Origin of the sequence: Nocardia asteroides (assembly GCF_021183625.1) — a bacterium.
GTDB classification, from domain to species: Bacteria; Actinomycetota; Actinomycetes; order Mycobacteriales; family Mycobacteriaceae; genus Nocardia; species Nocardia asteroides_A.
This window is the reverse complement of sequence record NZ_CP089214.1, coordinates 244,914-264,266: the sequence shown is the minus strand read 5'-3', so window position 1 is coordinate 264,266 and position 19,353 is coordinate 244,914. Positions and strand designations below refer to the sequence as shown.

The 19,353-nt window shown below is 71.9% G+C and carries 23 protein-coding genes; 8 read left to right on the top strand and 15 right to left on the bottom strand.

The features are described 5' to 3' along the window. Positions 1-2 precede the first annotated feature (2 nt). Genes LTT61_RS01370 through LTT61_RS01355 form a run of 4 tightly spaced genes read right to left on the bottom strand, consistent with a single transcriptional unit; the run spans position 3 to position 4,553 of the window. Entirely contained in the window at positions 3-971 is a 969-nt protein-coding gene (locus LTT61_RS01370; RefSeq protein WP_233018087.1) for a hypothetical protein, read from the bottom strand. Further along, the gene (gene panD, locus LTT61_RS01365) at positions 968-1,396 is read right to left on the bottom strand and encodes an aspartate 1-decarboxylase (protein ID WP_378641887.1); all 429 of its coding nucleotides are present in this window, start codon (positions 1,394-1,396) and stop codon (positions 968-970) included. Before panD ends, LTT61_RS01370 begins: the two co-directional genes overlap by 4 nt. Next, a complete protein-coding gene (locus tag LTT61_RS01360) occupies positions 1,396-2,199 on the bottom strand; it encodes an MBL fold metallo-hydrolase (protein ID WP_233018085.1) in 804 nt (267 codons plus the stop codon). Before LTT61_RS01360 ends, panD begins: the two co-directional genes overlap by 1 nt. Continuing rightward, positions 2,196-4,553: a hypothetical protein gene (locus LTT61_RS01355; RefSeq protein ID WP_233018084.1), complete on the bottom strand. Its 2,358-nt coding sequence runs from the start codon at positions 4,551-4,553 to the stop codon at positions 2,196-2,198. Before LTT61_RS01355 ends, LTT61_RS01360 begins: the two co-directional genes overlap by 4 nt. 663 nt (positions 4,554-5,216) lie before the next feature. Between LTT61_RS01355 and LTT61_RS01350 the strand changes: the two genes are divergently transcribed. After that, positions 5,217-6,569, top strand: a complete 1,353-nt coding sequence (locus tag LTT61_RS01350) for a lipase family protein (RefSeq protein WP_233018083.1) — start codon at positions 5,217-5,219, stop codon at positions 6,567-6,569. A gap of 153 nt (positions 6,570-6,722) precedes the next feature. On the opposite strand, the gene LTT61_RS01345 is transcribed toward LTT61_RS01350, so the two are convergent. Together LTT61_RS01345 and LTT61_RS01340 are read right to left on the bottom strand one after the other, a co-directional pair. Further along, positions 6,723-7,970 (bottom strand): PucR family transcriptional regulator, encoded by a 1,248-nt coding sequence (locus LTT61_RS01345; protein ID WP_233018082.1) that lies wholly within the window; start codon positions 7,968-7,970, stop codon positions 6,723-6,725. 185 nt (positions 7,971-8,155) lie between these two features. Continuing rightward, a complete protein-coding gene (locus LTT61_RS01340) occupies positions 8,156-8,491 on the bottom strand; it encodes a MerR family transcriptional regulator (protein ID WP_233018081.1) in 336 nt (111 codons plus the stop codon). 137 nt (positions 8,492-8,628) lie between these two features. Between LTT61_RS01340 and LTT61_RS01335 the strand changes: the two genes are divergently transcribed. Beyond that, positions 8,629-9,069, top strand: a complete 441-nt coding sequence (locus LTT61_RS01335) for an Hsp20/alpha crystallin family protein (RefSeq protein WP_269821836.1) — start codon at positions 8,629-8,631, stop codon at positions 9,067-9,069. Between the two features lie 214 nt (positions 9,070-9,283). Next, positions 9,284-9,496 carry a hypothetical protein gene (locus LTT61_RS01330; protein ID WP_233018080.1) on the top strand — a complete coding sequence of 71 codons (213 nt, stop codon included), beginning with the start codon at positions 9,284-9,286 and terminating at the stop codon, positions 9,494-9,496. A 27-nt stretch (positions 9,497-9,523) separates the two neighbouring features. On the opposite strand, the gene LTT61_RS01325 is transcribed toward LTT61_RS01330, so the two are convergent. The 3 genes from LTT61_RS01325 to LTT61_RS01315 form a co-directional block, all read right to left on the bottom strand. Beyond that, positions 9,524-9,874 carry an STAS domain-containing protein gene (locus LTT61_RS01325; RefSeq protein ID WP_233018079.1) on the bottom strand — a complete coding sequence of 117 codons (351 nt, stop codon included), beginning with the start codon at positions 9,872-9,874 and terminating at the stop codon, positions 9,524-9,526. Further along, positions 9,871-11,088 (bottom strand): PP2C family protein-serine/threonine phosphatase, encoded by a 1,218-nt coding sequence (locus tag LTT61_RS01320; protein ID WP_233018078.1) that lies wholly within the window; start codon positions 11,086-11,088, stop codon positions 9,871-9,873. Before LTT61_RS01320 ends, LTT61_RS01325 begins: the two co-directional genes overlap by 4 nt. 165 nt (positions 11,089-11,253) lie before the next feature. Further along, complete coding sequence (locus LTT61_RS01315; RefSeq protein WP_233018077.1) at positions 11,254-11,700, bottom strand: ATP-binding protein; 447 nt, start codon at positions 11,698-11,700, stop codon at positions 11,254-11,256. Positions 11,701-11,883: 183 nt separating this feature from the next. Between LTT61_RS01315 and LTT61_RS01310 the strand changes: the two genes are divergently transcribed. Continuing rightward, the gene (locus tag LTT61_RS01310) at positions 11,884-12,273 is read left to right on the top strand and encodes an ATP-binding protein (protein ID WP_233018076.1); all 390 of its coding nucleotides are present in this window, start codon (positions 11,884-11,886) and stop codon (positions 12,271-12,273) included. Positions 12,274-12,285: 12 nt separating this feature from the next. Here the strand turns inward: LTT61_RS01310 and LTT61_RS01305 are convergent, their stop codons facing one another. Continuing rightward, on the bottom strand, positions 12,286-12,423 hold the full coding sequence (locus tag LTT61_RS01305) for a hypothetical protein (RefSeq protein WP_233018075.1): 138 nt from the start codon (positions 12,421-12,423) through the stop codon (positions 12,286-12,288). Positions 12,424-12,562: 139 nt separating this feature from the next. Between LTT61_RS01305 and LTT61_RS01300 the strand changes: the two genes are divergently transcribed. Together LTT61_RS01300 and LTT61_RS01295 are read left to right on the top strand one after the other, a co-directional pair. Beyond that, entirely contained in the window at positions 12,563-13,270 is a 708-nt protein-coding gene (locus LTT61_RS01300) for a M24 family metallopeptidase (protein WP_233018074.1), read from the top strand. Between the two features lie 45 nt (positions 13,271-13,315). Further along, positions 13,316-13,516 (top strand): hypothetical protein, encoded by a 201-nt coding sequence (locus tag LTT61_RS01295; protein ID WP_233018073.1) that lies wholly within the window; start codon positions 13,316-13,318, stop codon positions 13,514-13,516. A 9-nt stretch (positions 13,517-13,525) separates the two neighbouring features. Here LTT61_RS01295 and arsB read toward each other — a convergent pair whose 3' ends face one another. Together arsB and LTT61_RS01285 are read right to left on the bottom strand one after the other, a co-directional pair. Continuing rightward, positions 13,526-14,590 carry an ACR3 family arsenite efflux transporter gene (arsB, locus tag LTT61_RS01290; RefSeq protein ID WP_233018072.1) on the bottom strand — a complete coding sequence of 355 codons (1,065 nt, stop codon included), beginning with the start codon at positions 14,588-14,590 and terminating at the stop codon, positions 13,526-13,528. A gap of 22 nt (positions 14,591-14,612) precedes the next feature. Beyond that, positions 14,613-15,059, bottom strand: a complete 447-nt coding sequence (locus tag LTT61_RS01285; protein ID WP_233018071.1) for an ArsI/CadI family heavy metal resistance metalloenzyme — start codon at positions 15,057-15,059, stop codon at positions 14,613-14,615. Between the two features lie 105 nt (positions 15,060-15,164). Between LTT61_RS01285 and LTT61_RS01280 the strand changes: the two genes are divergently transcribed. Beyond that, complete coding sequence (locus LTT61_RS01280; RefSeq protein ID WP_233018070.1) at positions 15,165-15,524, top strand: Rv2640c family ArsR-like transcriptional regulator; 360 nt, start codon at positions 15,165-15,167, stop codon at positions 15,522-15,524. Between the two features lie 90 nt (positions 15,525-15,614). Next, positions 15,615-16,826, top strand: a complete 1,212-nt coding sequence (locus tag LTT61_RS01275) for an MFS transporter (RefSeq protein ID WP_233018069.1) — start codon at positions 15,615-15,617, stop codon at positions 16,824-16,826. Positions 16,827-16,836: 10 nt separating this feature from the next. On the opposite strand, the gene LTT61_RS01270 is transcribed toward LTT61_RS01275, so the two are convergent. From LTT61_RS01270 to LTT61_RS01260, 3 genes are all read right to left on the bottom strand, one after another. After that, on the bottom strand, positions 16,837-17,385 hold the full coding sequence (locus tag LTT61_RS01270; protein ID WP_233018068.1) for an MspA family porin: 549 nt from the start codon (positions 17,383-17,385) through the stop codon (positions 16,837-16,839). Between the two features lie 247 nt (positions 17,386-17,632). Then, complete coding sequence (locus LTT61_RS01265; protein WP_233018067.1) at positions 17,633-18,574, bottom strand: alcohol dehydrogenase catalytic domain-containing protein; 942 nt, start codon at positions 18,572-18,574, stop codon at positions 17,633-17,635. Next, positions 18,571-19,263: a TetR family transcriptional regulator gene (locus LTT61_RS01260; RefSeq protein ID WP_233018066.1), complete on the bottom strand. Its 693-nt coding sequence runs from the start codon at positions 19,261-19,263 to the stop codon at positions 18,571-18,573. Before LTT61_RS01260 ends, LTT61_RS01265 begins: the two co-directional genes overlap by 4 nt. Positions 19,264-19,353 lie beyond the last annotated feature (90 nt).

Genomic DNA, 19,353 nt, shown 5'->3' with positions numbered 1-19,353 from the left:
CCTCAGATCACCACCAGCAGCGCGGCGACCGAGACGATCTGCCCGATCAGCCACAGCCCCGCCGACATTTCCGCGACGTCCTTGACCCGGAACCGGTCCGGCTTCAGCAGGAACCGCACCGCCGCCCCGATCGGCAGCAGCGCGACGGCCCCGAGCGCGACGACCGCCCACCGGCTGTCCGCGCCCGCGGTGTGCAGCACGACGACCTCGAGCACGGTGGCCAGCACGGCGAGCACCACGAGGACCGCGACCGTGCCCGCCAGGCCGAGCGACCGGGTCCACGACCCCGCCGCCTTCGTGTAGTCGACCACGGTCGGCCGGTCGTCGTCGGGGGTGCGGGACTTGCGCGCGATCTCCAGCAGCAGCGCCGCCACACACCAGAGCGCCACCAGCCACCACACCGCGGCGGGGACCAGCCGGTCGCCGCCGCCCATCTGCGCGATCCACACCGAGCCGAAGCCCCAGAACGGCACCACACTCAGTGCCAGCAGCACCCGCCGCGACTCCAGCCACGCACCGATGGCCGCCCACTTCACCTGCACGAACTGCACCAGGTTGTTGGTCACGAAGATGACGACCCACCACAGCGTCACCCGGCCGAGCCCGCCGTCGATCCAGATCGAGACCGCCACCGAGACCACCAGGCAGAGCACCGCGATCACCCGCAGCTGGGTGAAGGTCACCAGCCCGCGCTGCAGCACCCGCTCCGGGTAGTGCTCGGCGTCGTGCGCGGCGTCCTTGTTGTCGTCGATGCAGCGCACCATGAGCGTGTAGGCGACGAAGGCCGCGAAACCGGCCCAGGTGGCGGCGCGCAGCGCGGGCTCCTGGCCGGTGATCGCCTGGCCGAAGAGGAAGGCGGCCAGGAACATGGGCAGCTGCGCCGCGACCTGCCAGGCGGGGAAGCGTTCGTTGGAGTAGGCGAGCAGCCGCAGCGCGAACGGGGACTCGGTGGTGATGGCGGTGGTGGTCACGAGGGGGTTCCTTGTCGCTGTCCGGCTGCGGTGAGGGCGCCGGAGATCTGGTCCGGTGCGCCGGGGACGGGTTGCGCGGGGTCGGCCCCGATCGCGACGATCCGGTTGGCGGCGTCGACGTGCACCACCCGCGGCCGGTGCGCGGCGAGCTCGGCGGGGTCGAACTGGCCGTAGGCGATCACGATCACCAGGTCGCCCGGGTGCACCAGGTGCGCGGCCGCGCCGTTGATCCCGATCACCCCCGACCCGGGCTCGCCGCTGATCACGTACGTGGTGAGCCGGGCGCCGTTGGTGATGTCGACGATGTCGACCTGTTCGCCCTCGAGGATGTCGGCGGCGCGCAGCAGCTCGGCATCGATGGTGACCGAGCCGACGTAGTGCAGGTCGGCCTGGGTGACGGTGGCGCGGTGCACCTTGGCGTGCATCACAGTCCGGCGCACGACGGCTCTCCTTCCGGTTGGTTCGCCAGTCGGGCGAAGGTGATCGGGTCGTGCGCGGCGAAGACGGTGACCGGCCCGCCCGGCAGCCGGGCGAGCTCGGCCAGCCGGTGCAGCGTGCGCACCCGGGCGGCGGCGAGCCGCGGTTCGGGCACCCCGAACGCGGCGCCGGCCAGCAGCAGCCCCGGCAGCAGCCGATGGAGCTGGAGTTCGGAGACGAAGGCGTCGCCTGCGTGCAGCAGCCAGCGGTCTCCGGTGTCGATCGCGACGCCGATGTGCCCCGCGGTGTGCCCGTAGAGCGGAACCAGCCGCAGCTCGGGCGGCAGCCCGCCCGGCGCCGTGACCCCGGGAAAGCCGAACCACTCGGCCCCGCCGCGCTCGTGGATCGACCAGCGCGGGCCGTGCGCCCACTGCGCGGTGCGGTAGCGCCAGCGGTCGCTGCCGGTCGGCGCGGCGGCGGCGCGCAGCTCGGGGCCGTGCACGTGGATTCGGGCCGACGGGAAGTCGCCGATTCCGCCGGCGTGGTCGTAGTCCAGGTGCGTCAGCACGATGTGGCCGACGTCGCGCGGGTCGTACCCCAGCGCCGCGACCTGCCGCAGCGCGGTGTGCTCCGGGTCGAGCCGCGGGGCGAGCACCCGCCGGGTCCAGCCGAGCCTGCGGTCCGGCTCCGCGAGATCGGCGGTGCCGAAGCCGCTGTCCACCAGCACCAGCGTGTCGGCGGTCTCGACCAGCAGGCAGTGCGTGACGATCCCGCTCGCGAGCGGGCCGCAGTCCAGGTGGTGCACCTTCATTCGCGGCCCCGCTCGATCTCGCCGAGCCGCGCCACCGTGGCGACGACCCGCTCCAGGAACGAGAGCCGGTGCGCGGTGTGCACCATCAGGTACAGCGAGAGCCTGCGCACGGTGAAATCGGCCAGCGCCAGCCGGTAGCCGCGGCGCCAGCGCACCGGGTCGAGCGCGACGCCAGCGGCCCGCTCGACCGCGAGCCGGTGGTGCTCGAGGTGGCCGTCGACCTCCTCGGCGGTGGCCGCGGGGGTCAGCACGTAGGCGAGCAGCTCGGCCAGGTCGCGCTGCGGCACGTGCACCGAGGCCAGCTCCCAGTCGTAGGCCACCAGCTCGAACCGCTCCGCGACCGGGCGCAGCCCGATATTGCGGGAGTTGAAGTCGTTGTGCACCAGCGTGCGCGGCATGGCCTCCAGCTCCGGCCACCAGTCGGCGACGGTCTCGATCCACCCGACGGTCTCGGCGAGCCACTCGCCGCCGACCAGCTGCGGGTACTCGCGGTGGTGGTGCTCGTAGAGCCCGCGCCACAGCTCGGCCATCTCGACCATCCGGCCGGTCTCGGTGGCCGGGCCGAACCAGGGCTTCGCGACGAGTTCGCCGGTGCGGTTCAGCCAGTGCCCGTGCACCGGCGCGATGCCGTCGAGCGCGGCGCGGATATGGGCCGGGCGCCAGTCCTGCGGGCGGTCGGCGGAGTCCTTCAGCAGCACGTCGTCGCCGAGCCGCTCCAGCAGCAGCAGGTACGCCTCGCGCTCCGGCGCCTGGTGGATGCCGTGGCAGCGCGGCATGATCGCCGCCAGCGGCCCCGGGTCCCGGTACAGCTCCAGCTCGCGCATGTGGGTGCCGAGGAAGCCGCTGGCGTCGCTGCCCCGCGACCACGCCTCGGCCAGCCTGCCGCCCGCCAGCGACACCAGCCGGTGCGCGGCGAGCACCACCTCGCCGTCGAGCGGCTTGGCCTTGACCACGAGCTCGAGCGGGGCCGCGTCGTCGTCGAAGTGCACGTCCACCGGCAGCACCCCGACCAGCTTCTGGGTGCTCACCCGGTGGGTCAGCTCACTGATCACGCTGGACGCGGTGTTGTCGCCGATCACCTTGACCGTCTGCACCCGGCCGTCGCCGGTCAGGGTGCGCTCGAAGAACTCCGGGGTCAGGTCGAGCGCGGTGAACCAGCGGACCGGGCGGTTGCGGCCGAGCCGCTCGTGCGCGGTCGCGAACTGGCCGCCGATCACCGCCGAGAGCGTCGAGAGGTCGAGCGCCAGCGCGAACCCGGCGATGATCTCGGCCAGCCTGCCCGCGGTCCCGGTGCCGACGCAGCCGAGCATCTCCAGGTAGTCGGCCTGCTGCGGCAGGCCGGTGCCGCCGCCGACGGTGCCGATCGCCAGCGCGGGCAGCAGCAGCGAGGCGTAGACGCCGTCGCCGTCGGGCTCGATATTGAGGATCCCGGCGCCGGACTCGTGCACGCAGGCGATGTCCTGGCCGGTCGCGGCGAAGAGCGCCGCGATCGCATTCGCCACATTGATGTTCGGCGCGATGCCGCCGCCGAGCGCGGTGCCGATGACATTGATCGAATACGCCCGGCACAGCGCCGCCTGATCGACCTTCAGCACGTGCGCGAGCGTGGCGCCGTCGATCCGGCACTCGGCGGTCACCCTGGTGCCGCGGCCGTTGATCAGCGAGCGCTGGCTGAGCTTCTTGTCCCCCGCGGTGTTGCCCTCCACGCAGAACGAGCGCAGCGCGATCTCCGGGTCGTCGGCGAGCTGCTTCTCGATCCACAGGCAGGCCCGCCAGGTGCACGCGGTGGTCATGTTCTGCCCGGAGGCGTCGCCGGTCTCGTACTCGAAGACCAGGTCGACGCTGCGCCCGATCTGCATCGGGCGCAGCCCGACCAGCCGCGCGTGCCGGGAGACATCCGCGACCTGCGCGCCGAGCTCGTCCTGCCTGGCCTGCGCCCACGCCGCGAAGCGGTGCGCGCTCACCACGTCGTCCAGGTCGAACCGCGGCGAGCGGACCATGCGCTGGCCGAGCACCCTGGTACTGACCCCGCCCGCGCGGGAGACCGCGTGCGCGCCCCTGGTCGCCGAGGCGACCAGCGCGCCCTCGGTGGTGGCGAACGGCGCGGTGATCCACCCGGTCGCGTGCTCGCCGGTGAAGCGCAGCGGCCCGGCCAGCCCCACCGGGATGGTCACGCTGCCGACCAGGTTCTCGATATTGCCGACCAGCCGGGCCGGGTCCAGGTCGAAGGTGTCCAGTGCGCGCAGGCTGCCGCCGGTCTGCGCGCGAATCCACTCCAGCCGCCTGCGCCTCGCACTCTCGCTCTCGTGCCCGCGGTCGGGCACGCGGGGCATCTGAGCCGTCTGGTCGCGCACGTGCAGCCTCCTTGGTCGCCCACCGCGCAGCTCCGCCACCCGGACGCGGCAGCGCGCTCGGGAGCGAAAGAGCAATGGGGACAGTCGAATCGAAGAAGGCGCCGATGCCTCCGGGTACTGATCTCGCGACGTCGGCGCTTTCGCAACGTAACAAAGAGAGCGACTGGTTGCTACTTGTGTCCCAGCCGCGTACGAGGGGCAAACGGGGCACGAATTCGAGGCGACCTGCGCGGACGCCGCCTGCCCGGGACAGGGCGATAGACGCGAGTCACATCGTGAGGATCGCGCTATGAAACCCTCAAGTACGCCGATCGGGGTGCAGGCGCGCTCACCATTCGGGCTGCACGACGATCCCACCCTTGTGAGTCCCGACGTTTTCAGATTTCTCCGATACCGCAGCTCGATTGCTCCGGACGCTTGGGCGCAGAAGATCGTCCGGCGAGCGAAAAAATTCCCCGTCGATTCCGAACCCAGACGAAGTAAGCCGTGACGCGGACCACTTACCCGCCGGTACAGAATCACCGGCGACCATTGCGACACGCACCACGCTGTGCCATAGTCGGCGGGCATTTGATCCCGGTTGGTTCCACTAGCTCGAGGCGTCGGAAGACCCACGTGCCGGTGTGACCCCGGTCATCCCAACGGTGTGATGTGAGGACGTGTATGAGAACTCGAGCGGTCGCACGGGCGGCGGGCATCGCCGTCGCGGCTTTGTCGACGGCGGTGGCGACGGCGCTGACGCCGCCGGTCGCGCAGGCCCGCGACACCTTCTACTCCTACAGCGGCACAGCGGATCTCGCGGCGCTGGCGCCGGGAGCCGTGCTCGATGTCCGGACGGTCCCGTTCCACCTCACCGAGGTGCCGACGCCGCTGACCGCCATCCAGGTGCTGTACCGCTCGACCGACTCCGAGGGCAATGCCGTCGCCAACGTGACCTCGGTGATCAGGGCCGCCGGGGCCGGGCCGGCCAGGGGCGTGATCTCCTACCAGTCCGCCTACGACTCGCTCAATCCCGAGGACAGCCCGTCGCGCGCGGTCGCCGGCGACATCCGGATCGGTGGATTCACCGACAGCGGGCGCAATCTCGCCGTCGGCGGGCTCTTCTTCTCGGGCGAGGTCGCCGGGTTCGCGCTGCTGCTCGCGCAGGGGTTCAGCATCGTGGTGCCGGACACCGAGGGACAGCAGGCCAATTTCGCCGCGGGCCCGGAGTACGGAATGAACACCCTCGACTCGCTGCGCGCGGTCGCCCAGGTGCCCGAGACCGGGATCGCGCCGGGCACCCGCACCGCGCTGATGGGGTACTCCGGCGGCGCGATCGCCAGCAACTGGGCCGCGATCCTCGCCCCGGAGTACGCGCCGGAGATCGCGGCGCAGCTCATCGGGGTCGCCCAGGGCGGGCTGCTCGCCGTGCCCGCGCACACCCTCCGCTACGCCTCGGGCAGCCTGGCCTGGGCGGGCGTGGTCGGCATGGCGCTGGTCGGCATCTCGCGCTCGTACGGGATCGATGTCGAGCAGTACCTGAGCGACCACGGCAGGCAGGTCTTCGCCCGGCTGCGGGACGCCTCGATCATCAACGTCTTCCTGCAGTACCCCGGGCTCACCTGGCAGCAGATGGTGCTCCCGCAGTACGCCGACCCGAACTCCATCCCGGAGTTCACCGCGGTCGCGAACGCGATCAACATGGGGCTGGCGCCGATCCCGACCATCCCGATGCTCGTCTACCAGGGCACCGGCGGCATCTTCGAGGGCACGGCGCCCGGCGGGCCCGGTCTCGGCGACGGTGACGGCATCATGATCGCAGGCGACGTGCGCGCCCTGCTGAACCGCTACTGCGCGACCGGGCTGCCGGTGCAGTACCGGGAGCTGCCGCTGCTCAGCCACGGCGCTGTGGTGCCGATCTGGGCCCTCGAGACGCTCGCCTGGGTGAACGCCCGCTTCGCCGGGGAGCCCGCGCCGACCAGCTGCGGGCAGATCGCGCCGGGCAACGCCCTCGAGCCCGAGGTCTACCACGGATGACGGCGCGCGCGGGCCGGACAGCTCCCGCATCGCCGAACCCGCTACCCACACCCGGCCCACGCTAGGTCGGCGCGCGGCAGGCCGCCGGGCCGCGCGCCGGAGTTGGTACCGCCGCACAACGGGGCCCGCCCGCTTTGTGCGCGGTCTCCAGTCTCATCCGGCCGGAAGGAGCTCGTCGCCGTAGGCGGCCAGCACCTCGAGCGCCAGCTCCAGGTGCAGCCTGCGCTGGTCGATCGGGCGCCCGAGCCTCTGCTCGGCCTGCTGCAGCCGGTAGCGCACGGTGTTGGTGTGCACCCCGAGCGCCTCCGCGGTGGCGGCGACACTGCCGCCGCCCGCGAGGAACTCGCGCACCGTCTCGCGCAGCCGGGCGGCCGGCTCACCGGGGCCCGCGATCCCGCCGAGTTCCCGCTCGACCAGCAACCGGGCCGACTCCACGCTGCCGTCACCGGTGAGCAGGCACACCAGCTCCACGTCCCGGTAGGCGATCACCGGCCCCGCGGCGGCGCCGTCGGCGGAGAGCCGCTGCGCCGCCAGCGCCTCCCGATGGCTGCGCCGGAACCCGTCCACCCCCGGCCACGGGGTGCCCGCCGCCATCCGGGTGCCCGGCACCGGCGGCGCCGGGATCAGCGCGACATCGGCGGGCTCGGGGGTCGCCACCCAGGCCCACAGCCCGTGCGTGCCGCTGGGCAGGGTGAGCGGGGGCGGGCCGCCGAGCGCGGCGGCGGTGTCGGCGGCCAGCCGGGCCAGCACCCGCGCCGCCACCGGCGACGCCATGCCGTGGTCGGCCCAGAGCGTGAGCGCGGTCTGCTGGTGCTCCACGTTGTGCCCGAGCCGCTCCGGCGTCAGCTCGGCCGCGGTGGCGTCGCCGCGCAGCAGCGCCTGGACGGTGGCGGCGCGCTGCTCCTCGGCGCTGCGGCTGCGCTGCTCGCGTTCCTCGAGGTAGGCGGTGACCACCGCGTCCAGGCAGCCGTCCAGCCACCGGCTGCTGCGCTCCCAGAAGGTCACCAGCACCGCCCCGCGCAGCTCCGGATCGCCGATCTGCAGGTCGAGCACGCCGGTGATGTAGTTCCACAGCCCGCGCTGGCCCACCCGATAGGTCTTGAGCAGCACGTTCAGGTCGTAGCCCCGGCACGCCACCGTGCGCGCGCCGTCGATCACCTCGATCGGCGGCCGGATATGGAACCGCGGCCGCCCGATCCCGGCCAGCAGCCCGAGCCAGTGCGCCTTGCCACTGGTGCGCACCTCGCCGCGCAGCTCGGGGTCGGCGGCGAAGCGCGGGAACTCCTCGAGCATCGCCCGGTCCACGCACCGCAGCACGTGCTCGGTCTCGGCCTCGGTACGCACCCGCTCGGCGAAATCCGCGAGCCAGGCATGAACGATCGCGCGGTCGACGGCCACCATGTTCCCTTCCGAGCCCCCGGCCCCGGCACGTGCGACGCGGTGTTCGCCTGTCGCCGAACCGAACTCGGTGCGGCACCGGATACGGGACGTCCCATCGCGTGACGGATAACGTCGTTACCCACCAGACAGTACTACATGTTACTGCCCGGTAATCGCGACCGCCTGCCCGACGGGCGGGCGCGGCCCTACCCGGCTATGCGGCCGTCCGACTCCGGCTCGGGGGCGTCGGCGCGCAGCTGGTCCCGCTCGGCGGTGAGCGCGGCGTTGTCGTCCTGGAGGTCGAGGATGCGCCCGATCCCGGCGAGGTTGATTCCCTGCCTGCTCAGCTCGGAGATGCGCTCCAGCCGGGCCAGATCGGCGCCGCTGTAGCGCCGGGTCCCGCCCGCGCTGCGCGCGGGGGTGATCAGCCCGTGCTGTTCGTAGAGCCGCAGCGTCTGGACCGCGATGCCGGCCAGTTCGGCCGCGACCGAGATCGCGTACACCGCTCGATCCGGTCCGTGCACCGGTCCGTCACCGCTCATCGCCCCTGTTCACCGTCCTTCCGGTCTGTTCCAGATTATCTTCTCACCCACTTGCACTCATCTCAACGGAGTGCTAAAACAAATCTATGCCAGCGAACACAGATTACCTGGCACCACACACAGTGAGATAAGGAGTAGTGGAGGTGGCGACCATGCTGATGCGTACCGATCCGTTCCGGGATCTGGACCGATTCACGCAGCAGGTGTTCGGCACGGCGGCTCGTCCGGCGGTGATGCCGATGGATGCCTGGCGTGCGGGCGAGGAGTTCGTGGCGGAGTTCGATCTGCCCGGCATCGACCCGGACTCGCTGGATCTGGATGTCGAGCGCAATGTGGTGACGGTGCGCGCCGAGCGCGCGCCGCTGGACCAGGAGCGGTCGATGATCGCCTCGGAGCGGCCGCGCGGCGTGTTCTCCCGGCAGCTGTTCCTCGGCGAGGGGCTCGACACCGAGCGGATCCGCGCCGACTACCGGCACGGCGTGCTGCGGCTGACGATCCCGGTGGCGGAGAAGGCGAAGCCGCGCAAGATCGAGATCATCCGCGGCGAGAACGAGGCCAAGGCGCTGGCCAGTACCTGACCGGTGGTGACACCCGCCACGCGGTCTCCGCCCGGACCCCGCGGGGACCCCGTACACGAACGATGCGAGTGGAAGGCAGGTGGTGCCCGTTACGCGACGACCCTTCGAATCATTCGTTTTTCACGACTCTTCCCTTCGTGGGGCGGGCCCGGCGGTCACGGGCCCGCCCCCCCACCTCGGCGCCCCGCGCGCACCGTCCAGGAAGGAGTGAGCCATGCCCTTCGCCCCGGCAGGCAGCGACTTCGATCGCGCCGACCAGCACACCCTCGCCCACCCCGACGACCACGACACCGGCCTCGACCCGGCCGCGCTGTCGCCGCCGCCCGATCGCCTCCGCGCGGCGTTCGACAGTGCCGAGCTCACCGACCGGATCGACCAGGCCTGGATCCTGCCCGCCGACGACGCCCTCGACCTGCTCGCCTACTGACCGCTCCCCCGGCCCCGGTCCGGCGCGTTATCGACCCCGCGGCGCGTGGGCGGCCGCGACGGTGTCGGCGGTGCCGAAGAGCTGATCGACGCCGAGCAGCCGCAGCGTGCGCCCGATATCGGCGGGCACCGCCACCAGGGTCAGGGTCGCCCCCGCCTCCTCGGCGCGGTGATGTGCCGCGATGAGCACGGTGATGCCGCGGGAATCGCAGAAGGTGAGCGCCCGTAGATCCAGCACCAGCATCTCGTCCGCGCTCAGCGACAGGCCGGACAACACCGCGAGCACCCGTGGCGCTCCGGCGAAGTCGAGCTCGCCGGCGAGCTCGACGACAGGGCCCTCGGCGTCGGTGCGGGTGCGGACCGTGAGATGGGCGCTCACGGCTGCCCCCGGCCCGCGCCGGGAAGGTGCAGCGCCAGCAGCGCGGTGTCGTCGGTGACCCCGGACCCGAGGGTGTGCAGCAGATCGGCCAGCCCGGCCACCACGTCGGTCGCCGACACCGGGGCCACTGTCTCGGCCAGGCTCAGCAGCGCCTGCTCCCCGAAGAGGCCGCCGGTGCTGGTGCGGGCCTCGGTGAGCCCGTCGGTGTAGAGCAGCAGGGTGTCGCCCGGGCACAGGGTGACGGTGGCCGTGACGATCCCGACATCGGCCAGCACCCCGATCAGCTGCCCGCCCTCGGTGGGCAGATACGCGGCGGAACCGTTGCCGCGCAGCAGGATCGGCGCCGGATGCCCGCCGGAGGCGATGGTGATCTCGACCCCGCCCGCGGACAGCACGAGCTGCCCGTAGAGCACGGTGCAGAACCGGGGATCGCCGGGGTTGTACGCCTCGAGCAGCACCCCGTTCAGGTGCTCGAGCACGGCGGCGGGGTCGGGGGCGTAGACGGCGGCCGAGCGCAGCGTGTACCGCACCCGCGAGGTGATGGTCGCGGCGAGCGCGCCCTTGCCGCAGACATCGCCGAGGAAGAAGCCCCAGCGCCCCGCGGCCAGCGGGAACAGGTCGTAGAAATCGCCGCCGACCTCGTCCAGCGAGGCGATGTGGTAATGCGCGGCGGCATCGAGCCCGGGCACCGTCTCCAGCGCCGGGGGCAGCAGCGTGCTCTGCAGCAGGTGGTTGAGCCGGTGCAGCCGGTCCAGCTCCACCTCCGAGGCGCGGTGCGCGCGCAGCAGTTCGGTCTCGTAGTCCCTGCGGTCCTTGGCCGCGACCACGGTGGTGCGGATCAGCAGGGGCGCGCCGTCACCGCCGGTCCGCACCACCGAGGTGACCAGCACCGGCAGCCGCTGCCCGTCGGCGGTGCGCAACTCCAGCGCGATCGCGTTCACCTCGCCCTGCATCTGCAGCAGCGGCGCGAAGTGGGTTTCGTGGTAGAGCCTGCCGCCGACGGTCAGCAGGTCGCCGAACCGGCGGACCCCGACCAGCTCCGCGCGGGTGCGGCCGAGCCACTCGAGCAGGGTGGTGTTGATCCGGGCGATCGTGCCGTCCATCAGGGTGGACAGGTAGCCGCACGGCGCGTACTCGTAGAGATCCTCGGCGTCGTCCTCGAGCACGGTGGCGACGGCACGCTCCTCGGGCCCGCGGCCGGGCGCGGCACTCATCGGCCGGCCGTCGCCCGGCTCGCGGCGATCCGTTCGTCGATCTCGGCGTCCACGCCTTCATCCTGGCAGAGCGGGGCCCTGTCGCGGCGATCCCAACCGAGAGCTCGGCGCGTGGCGCGGCAGGGTGCCCCGGCTCGCGACGGCTCGCAACCCGGGGGTGTCCGGTCAGCGGGCCTGGCTGCCCTCCGCCGCACCGTCGGCGTCGAGCGGCATGCTCAGGGTGACCGTGGTCCCCGAGTCGAGCACGGTGACGCGGCTCTCGTGCACCAGAGCCTTGATCATCTGCAGGCCGCGGCCGCGCAGGGATTCGGTGTGGCCGCGTTCGTCGTCCGGCGCCGCCGGGCGGGCGACCCAGTGTCCGTGATCGGAGATGCCGACCAGGACCGCTCCGCGCGCCACGATCGCCTCGAGCCGGATCGGCCTGCGGTCACCGGCGTGGCCGTGCTCGATCGCGTTGGCGCAGGCTTCGCCCGCGGCCAGCAGCAGGTCGTAGGCGCGCTGGGAATCGGCGATCATCCCGGCCAGCCACCGGCGCAGCCGGCTGCGCACCCCGGGGAGTTCGTCGGGGCTCGCGGGGAACTCGATCCGTAGTGGCTCGACCTCGCTGTTCATGTCTTCTCCTCCGGCCGGGACCGTTTCCGGCCTTCGAGAGCAGAGCTACCCGCGGTCACCACCTCCACACGCGACCGGGTGTCGTCGGCAGCCGTCGCGAGGGTATGAAGGGGTGCTCACCCGGGCGGGATTCGAGCCGGACCGTTCGGGTAGTACGGGTTCGATGTGGAGGCAGGTGCGCGGGTGTCGGGTTCGACGGTGGCGATGGAGATCCGGGCACGGCCCGAGCAGTTGGGGATTCTGCGCTCGATGACTCGATCGCTGGGATGGGGGCTGGGGCTGGCTATCGACGCCGCCGCGGACCTGGAGCTGGTCGCGCACGAGATCGCGACGGCGCTGATCCCGGTGGCGGCGCCGGATGCGATCGTGCGCTTCGAGTACCGGGTGGAGGCGATCGAGATCGAGGTCCTGATCAGCTCGTACACCGCTGTGCCTCCGGTGCTGAACGGGCTGGGCTGGCACATCGTGCGCACCCTCGTCACCGACTTCGCGCTGGGGTGCGGCGCCTACGACCCGGCGGCGGCCGGGCACCCGGTGACAGTCGGGTTCTCCTGGCCGCACCCGCTCGGGTAGGCGTCGGCCGGTTCAGGTATCGGGGTCCTCGTTCCGGTCGTCGCCGGGGCCGGGACCCGCCAGGTTGTCCGGCGCCTCGGATCCGCCCTCGACAATGCGGTCTTCCTCGGTGTCGGGTGCACCGTCATCGGCTTCATGGGGCTGAGTCACGAGTTGTTCTCCTCCGAGCTATCGACGCTGTGCCTTCGCGGATGCGCCTACCCGCAGGCCGATACGACAAACCGGGCCCTCGGACGAGGACGTGGCCGGAACGGGCGAGCGTCCTTCGCACCCGGCTAGAGTTCGTCGGATGGGAGTTCCCGAAGTCGTCGAGCCGGAGCGTGCTGCCGCGCTGCTGGCGGCCGAGGCCAAGGCCGTCACGCTCTTCGACGAGGTCCTCGCGCGCGGCCTCGTCACGCCGGGCGCCACCGAGTCCGCGGTGAGCGACGCGGTACGCGACCTGGCCATCGAACTCTTCGGCACCCGCCGCTTCTGGCACAAACGCCTGGTCCGCGCCGGAATCAACACGCTGCAGCCCTTCGCCGCCGACCCGCCCGACCGCACCATCGCCGCCGACGACATCTGCTACCTCGACTTCGGCCCCATCTTCGCCGAATGGGAAGCCGACTTCGGCCGCACCTACGTCCTCGGCGCCGACCCCGCCAAGCTCGCACTCCGCGACGCCCTCGAACCGCTCTGGCACGAGGGCCGCGCACACTTCGAACGCACCCCCGACATCACCGGCGACCAGCTCTACACCTGGATCACCGCCCGCGCCGCCGAACTCGGCTTGGAGTTCTCCGCCCCGATCGCCGGACACCTGGTCGGCGAGTTCCCGCACAAGAAGATCTCCGGCACCGAGGTCACCTCCTACATCGCCCCCGGCTCGCACACCCCCCTGCGCCGGCTCGACCCCACCGGCAAGCGGTGCCACTGGATCCTCGAGGTGCACCTCGCCGACCGCGCCCGCGGAATCGGCGGCTTCTTCGAGCAACTGCTAGACCTGCGCCCGAGCTGATCGGCGGCGATGACGGCCCGGGTGCAGGGGCTCTAGCATCGGGCCATGGACCAGGATGCGAGCGAGTTCACTCCGCGGATCGGCAAGGTGGCGCGCCGCGAACTCGCCGCGCACGGGTACACCCGCTACGAGCAGCTCGGCACGGTGTCCGCGAAGGAGCTGCTCGCCATCCACGGCGTCGGACCGAAGGCGATCCGCATCCTCGCCGAGGAACTGGCCGAACGCCGAAGCGGATTCGCGGACTGACCGTCTCGCCTACCCGGTGTCATCCGCTTCCGCGGTGAACCGGTGCCGGAGCGCGAGGGCGACGTAGACCAGCGCGACCAGGACGGGCACCTCGATGAGCGGGCCGACCACCCCGGCCAGCGCCTGACCGGAGGTCGCGCCGTAGGTGGCGATCGCGACGGCGATGGCGAGTTCGAAGTTGTTGCCCGCCGCGGTGAAGGCCAGCGTGGTGGTGCGCGCGTAGCCGAGCCCGAGCACGGCGCCGAGCGCGAACCCGCCGCCCCACATGAGCGCGAAGTAGGCCAGCAGCGGGAGCGCGATCCGCGCGACATCGGCCGGGCGGGAGGTGATCTGGTCTCCCTGCAGCGCGAACAGGACGACGATGGTGAACAGCAGCCCGTAGAGCGCCAGCGGCCCGATCGCGGGGAGCAGCCGGGTCTCGTACCAGTCCCGGCCCCTGGCGCGCTCGCCGAACAGCCGGGTCAGGTAGCCCGCGACCAGCGGGATGCCGAGAAAGATCAGCACCGATTTCGCGATCTGCCACGGCGAGGCGTCGATCCCGGTCTGTTCGAGGCCGAGCCACCCGGGCAGCACCGAGAGGTAGAACCAGCCCAGCACCGCGAACATGAACACCTGGAACACCGAGTTCAGCGCCACCAGCACCGCGGCGGCTTCGCGGTCGCCGCAGGCGAGGTCGTTCCAGATGATGACCATGGCGATGCAGCGGGCGAGCCCGACGATGATCAGCCCGGTCCGGTACTCCGGCAGGTCCGGCAGGAAGAGCCAGGCCAGCGCGAACATCAGCGCGGGGCCGAGCACCCAGTTCAGCACCAGGGAGCCGGCGAGCAGGCGACGATCGCCGGTGACGGTGTCGAGGCGGTCGTAGCGGACCTTCGCCAGCACCGGGTACATCATGATCAGCAGCCCGGCCGCGATCGGCAGCGAGATGCCGTCGATCTCGATCGCGCCGAGTGCGTCCCCGAGCCCAGGGATCGTCCGGCCCAGCACCAGCCCGGCGAGCATCGCCAGCCCGATCAAGACCGGGAGGAGCCGATCCGGCATCGACAGGCGTCGCGCCACAGAGGTGTCCGTCATGCGCGGACCCGGCCGGCTTCGGTCAGCAGCACGGGACGCCTGCCTTCGCATCGCTGCCGCAGCAGGAACTCCCGGCCTCCGCCTGCGCGTCGGCGCCGAAGTGCTCGGTGTCGGCGAGCACGGTGTAGACCTCCCAGCGTTCGGCATCCGGGCCGGTCACCCAGACCTTGTCCTGGGTGGCGAAGCAGCAGGTCGCCGCGGGCTGCTCTGCGGTGTAGAGCCCGGCCCCGGAGAGCCGGGCGATCTCGGCGTGCACCTGCTCCGAGGTCTCGACCTCGACGCCGAGGTGGTTGAGCCGCCCGCCGGAGCCGGGGTTCTCCAGGAGCACCAGTTTCAGCGGCGGGTTCTCGATGGCGAAGTTGGCGTAGCCGGGCTTCCGCTTGGCCGGGCCGGTGCCGAACAGGGTGGAGTAGAAGCCGATCGCGGTGTCGAGGTCGTCGACGTCGAGGGCGAGCTGGATGCGGGACATGACCGCCACCTCCCAGAGGTTGTGTGATGTATGTCGAAGAACTTACGGGCCCGAGTCTGCGCCAGTACTTCGACATATGTCAATAAGGTAGGTAGGATTCGGTGCATGCCCAAGACGCTGCCGGTGATCGACATGACCTCCCCGGTGTGCTGCGCCCCGGTGGCGGCGGCGCCGGTCGACGCGGAGACCGCGCTCGCCATCGCGCTGCGGTTGAAGGCGATCGCCGATCCGGTGCGGGTGCGGTTGCTGTCGATCCTGCTCAGCGATCCGGACGGGGAGCACAACAGCGGCGGGCTCGCGGCCGCGGTCGGGCTCGGTGAGTCGACGGTCTCACATCACCTCACCCAGCTGCGCAAGGCCGGGCTCATCGCCTCCGAGCGGCGCGGGATGCACACCGTGCACGCCGCGCGCCGCGAGGCGCTGTCGGCGCTGTGCGTGGCGCTCGACCCGAACTGCTGCCGCTGATTCAGTCGAGGCAGAACTGACGGTTGCCACCGGTCCACGGTAGAGAGCCGCTCCCGGCCGGGGAAACCCCTTTTCGCTAGGGTGCCGCAGGTGACGAGCCGAGCCGCGCTGCCGCCGGACTTCCGGAAGCTGTGGGCGGCGTTCACCGCCGCGCAGGCCGGTTCCGCGATCGGCATGGGGGCATTGCCGCTGGTCGCGATCCTGGTGCTCGGCGCAGCGGACTGGCAGATCTCCATGCTGGCGGCGATCTCGGGGGTGGCGGCCGCGCTCATCGCGCTGCCGACGGGGTCGGTGATCGAGTTCCGGCGCAAGCGCCCGGTGATGATCGGCGCGAATCTCGCCACGGCGGCGGCGCTGGTCAGCGTGCCGTTGGCGGGCTGGTTCGGGGTGCTCGGCTTCGGGCAGCTGTGCGTGGTGGCGACCGTGCAGACGCTGGCGACGATCGTGTTCACCGCCGCCAACGCCGCACACCTGAAAGCGCTGGTGCCCGAGCCGGATCGGGTCTCCGCGAGCGCGCGCCTGGAGTCGACGATGTGGACCACCGCCGCAATCGGGGCGCCCGCGGGCGGCGCGCTCGTCTCCCTGCTCGGCAGTACCGTCACCCTCGCCATCGACGCCGTCGGCTGCCTGCTCTCGGCGCTGGGGATCAGCCGGATCACCGCACCCGACCCGGCGCCGCCGCGACCGGAGCACACCCCGCGGGTCGATCTCGGTGCCGGATGGCGCCACATCGGCAGCCGCCCGCTGCTGCGCGGGCTGTTCGGCAACGGGATGCTCTTCGGCGGCGCACTGATGGCCTCCGCTCCCCTGCTCGCGGTGCTGATGCTGCGCGAACTCGGCCTCGCGCCCTGGCAGTACGGGCTGGCGCTCGGGCTGCCGACGCTGGCCGGGCTGGCCGGTTCGCTGTGCGCGCCGCGCCTGGTGACGCGCTGGGGTCCGGCGCGGGTGCTGTTCGGTTTCGGCACGCTGCGGTGCTGCTGGCTCGGGCTGGTGCTGCTCGCCGAGCCGGGGGTCAAGGGGCTGCTCGTGGTGCTGGCCGCGGAGTCGGCGCTGCTGTTCTGCGCCGGTGTGTTCAATCCGGTTTTCGCTGTCGTCCGGATGAACGGCACCGACGACGATCACCTGGCCCGGGTCGGCACGGCGTGGTCCATCAGCGCCAAGACGGTGCAGCCGGTCTTCATCGTCGCGGGCGCGGCGCTGGCCGCGGCCACCAGCACGCGCACCGCCATCGGCGCCGCGGCGCTGGTCCTGCTCGCCGGCGCGCTGTTCCTGCCGTGGCGGCACGCGGGCGAGGTGGCCTGAATCCGGGTGTTCAGATCCAGAGCGGGTCGCCGTACACGGCGCCCATGTCGCTGATCTGCTCGGTGTATACCTGCATCGTCGTGTACTGGCGGATGACCGCCGGGCCGATGCACCCGTTGATGACCAGGTGGACGTCGCGCATGTTGATGCGGGCGGAGGCGCCGGCGACCACGTCCTTCTTCGCCAGCGGCACCTCGGCGATGGTGCCGGGCCGCACCGAGACCGACGCCGTCAGGCCGAGGTCGGTCCAGTCGGGGTCGCCGTCGTCGTCCGGGCCGATGCCCGCGTTGATGCCCTGCAGATCGACCGCGCAGCCGACGTGGTACCCGACGGCCAACGTCCCCGCCGCGGGCGACCGCGTGTACGACGACCCGCTGATGTACACCTCGCGCACCGTGCCCGCGGCGTTGAGCGGCGGCACCTTGTCGATGCGCTCGTCGGACGACCCGACGACGAAGGTCGGGCCGTCCGGCGATTCGAAGGTCAGCTCGTGCGGGGCCAGGGTCACCACCTCGGCGAGGGCCGGGGGCGCGAAGGCGGTGGCGAGCCCGGCAGCCACGACAGGTACCGAGCAAGACAGGACAAGCTTGGTGCGGAGGGATGGCATGGCGGCGATCGTAGCGGTGAGCGGGGTCCGGCAAACGCGGACTCGCCCGGCGGCTGGGAAAGAAAACCGCAAGTAGAGTACTGTTTCGACGAGTGCCGGTCGGACCTCGGCAGGGTCTCGGCAAACGTAGTTTCGAGTCGGACCGACCCCGCCCGGATGTCGGTGCTCACGGTGGCCGGCCGGGAGCCGACCACGGGGCTCAGTCCCGCAGGGCGACGAACCGTCCCACCACATCGCCGCGGGTGAGCCGCCCGATGGCGTCCGGGATGTCGTCGAACCCGATGGGGGTCGTCTGGATCACCAGGTCACCCGTGGCGATGTGGGCCAGGACGGCTTCGATGTCACCGGCCCGCCCGCCGCGCGATCCGCGCAGGGTGGCGGGCTTGACCACGAGCGCGGCCGTGGAAATGGTGGCCTCCAGCACCCCGAGCCCCACCTGCACGACCAGCCCGCCGCCGCGCACGGCGTTCACGGCGCCGGTAGTGGTGCTGCCGAAACCGGCGAAGTCGACGATGAGGTCGAGTTCGTAGGCGCCGAGCTCGGTGACGTCGGCGACGACCTCGAGCACGCCGCGCTCCTTCGCCGGCCCCCAGGTGCCGGTCTTGGGATCGGCGGCATACACCTCGGCGCCCTCGAGCACCGCGATCCGCGCGCCGGTCATGCCGAGCCCGCCGAGCCCGACGATGCCGACCCGCTGGCCCTTCTTCAGTTCCCCGGCGCCCATGACGGCGCCGTAGGCGGTCTGGCCCGCGTCGGTGGCGGTGGCGGCCTGCGCGAACGAGACGCCGTCCGGGATCGGGATGAGCCCCGATGCCTGGGCGAGGCACTTGTCGGCGAAGCCGCCGTCGACGGCCCAGCCGGGGGCGAAGCTCTCCGGGCCGCCGATCGCGACCCGGTCGCCGACGGCGACGGTGGTGACGCCGGGGCCGAGCACGGCGACGGTCCCGACGACCTCGTGGCCGAGGATCATCGGAAGGCCGGGCAGCATCGGGGTGAGGGTGCCGTCGCAGAAACCGACGTCGCTGTGGCAGATGCCCGCCGCGGCGACCTCGACGACGACCTGGCCCGGGCCGGGCACCGGGTCGGGGCGCTCGATGCGCCGCAGGGGTTCGTTCGCGGCATCGAGTTGCCAGGCTTTCACGAGGAGGTCCTTTCGATCGGGGGGCCCGACCGGCCCGGGGCCGGTGGGTGCCGGACGGTGTGCGGCGCGCACCACAGCCCGACCATGGCGTCGACCAGGCCTGCGGTCACCGACTCCCAGTCCGCGCGCGGCATCTCCCGCCCCTCGGCGAACCCGGCTTCGTAGTCGGCGCAGGTGTGGTTGAGCAGCAGGCGGGTCATGGCGTGCCGCTCGGCGACGATGTACTGGGGCAGCTCGGGCAGGCAGCGGTTCATCCCCGCGACCACCCGGTTCAGCGCGGGCCCGGCCATGGCGGTGTGGTTGAGCACGTCGGCGTAGACCGGGTCGGCCATCGCCTGCGCGCAGAACCGCGCGTACCAGGACGGCGTGCCGAGCGCGGCGAGGTGGTCGGTCAGGCCGCGCACCATGGCGTCGATCCAGTCGGCGAGTTCGGTGGAGTCCGCCATCCGCGCCAGGGATCGCTCCATGCGCTGCTCGATGACGCCGGCGTGGCGCAGGTGGATCGCCGCCACCAGGTCGGCCTTGGTACCGAAGTGGTAGGCCACCGCGGCGTTGTTGCCCTGCCGGGAGGCGGTGGCGATCTGCCGGTGCGAGACCGCGCCGATCCCGTGCTCGGCGAACAGCGCCTCGGCGGCGGTCACGATCGCCTGCTTGGTCGACTCGGCCCGCTCGGTCCGGGAGTTCGTCACGGAGGTCAGTGAACACTTGACGAGGAGTTAAGTCAAACGCTTTACTTAACTCAGTCCGAGGTCGACGAGAGTGAGTGATCCGATTAGGCG

Bases quoted from the DNA above. Each gene is read 5' to 3' on its own strand.
- LTT61_RS01340 (WP_233018081.1), bottom strand. From the start codon at position 8,491: ATGAGCGGTGACGGACCGGTGCACGGACCGGATCGAGCGGTGTACGCG.
- LTT61_RS01360 (WP_233018085.1), bottom strand. From the start codon at position 2,199: ATGAAGGTGCACCACCTGGACTGCGGCCCGCTCGCGAGCGGGATCGTC.
- LTT61_RS01320 (WP_233018078.1), bottom strand. From the start codon at position 11,088: ATGAGTGCCGCGCCCGGCCGCGGGCCCGAGGAGCGTGCCGTCGCCACC.
- LTT61_RS01350 (WP_233018083.1), top strand. From the start codon at position 5,217: ATGAGAACTCGAGCGGTCGCACGGGCGGCGGGCATCGCCGTCGCGGCT.
- arsB (WP_233018072.1), bottom strand. From the start codon at position 14,590: ATGACGGACACCTCTGTGGCGCGACGCCTGTCGATGCCGGATCGGCTC.
- LTT61_RS01345 (WP_233018082.1), bottom strand. From the start codon at position 7,970: ATGGTGGCCGTCGACCGCGCGATCGTTCATGCCTGGCTCGCGGATTTC.
- panD (WP_378641887.1), bottom strand. From the start codon at position 1,396: ATGCACGCCAAGGTGCACCGCGCCACCGTCACCCAGGCCGACCTGCAC.
- LTT61_RS01295 (WP_233018073.1), top strand. From the start codon at position 13,316: ATGGACCAGGATGCGAGCGAGTTCACTCCGCGGATCGGCAAGGTGGCG.
- LTT61_RS01330 (WP_233018080.1), top strand. From the start codon at position 9,284: ATGCCCTTCGCCCCGGCAGGCAGCGACTTCGATCGCGCCGACCAGCAC.
- LTT61_RS01285 (WP_233018071.1), bottom strand. From the start codon at position 15,059: ATGTCCCGCATCCAGCTCGCCCTCGACGTCGACGACCTCGACACCGCG.
- LTT61_RS01280 (WP_233018070.1), top strand. From the start codon at position 15,165: ATGCCCAAGACGCTGCCGGTGATCGACATGACCTCCCCGGTGTGCTGC.
- LTT61_RS01300 (WP_233018074.1), top strand. From the start codon at position 12,563: ATGGGAGTTCCCGAAGTCGTCGAGCCGGAGCGTGCTGCCGCGCTGCTG.
- LTT61_RS01315 (WP_233018077.1), bottom strand. From the start codon at position 11,700: ATGAACAGCGAGGTCGAGCCACTACGGATCGAGTTCCCCGCGAGCCCC.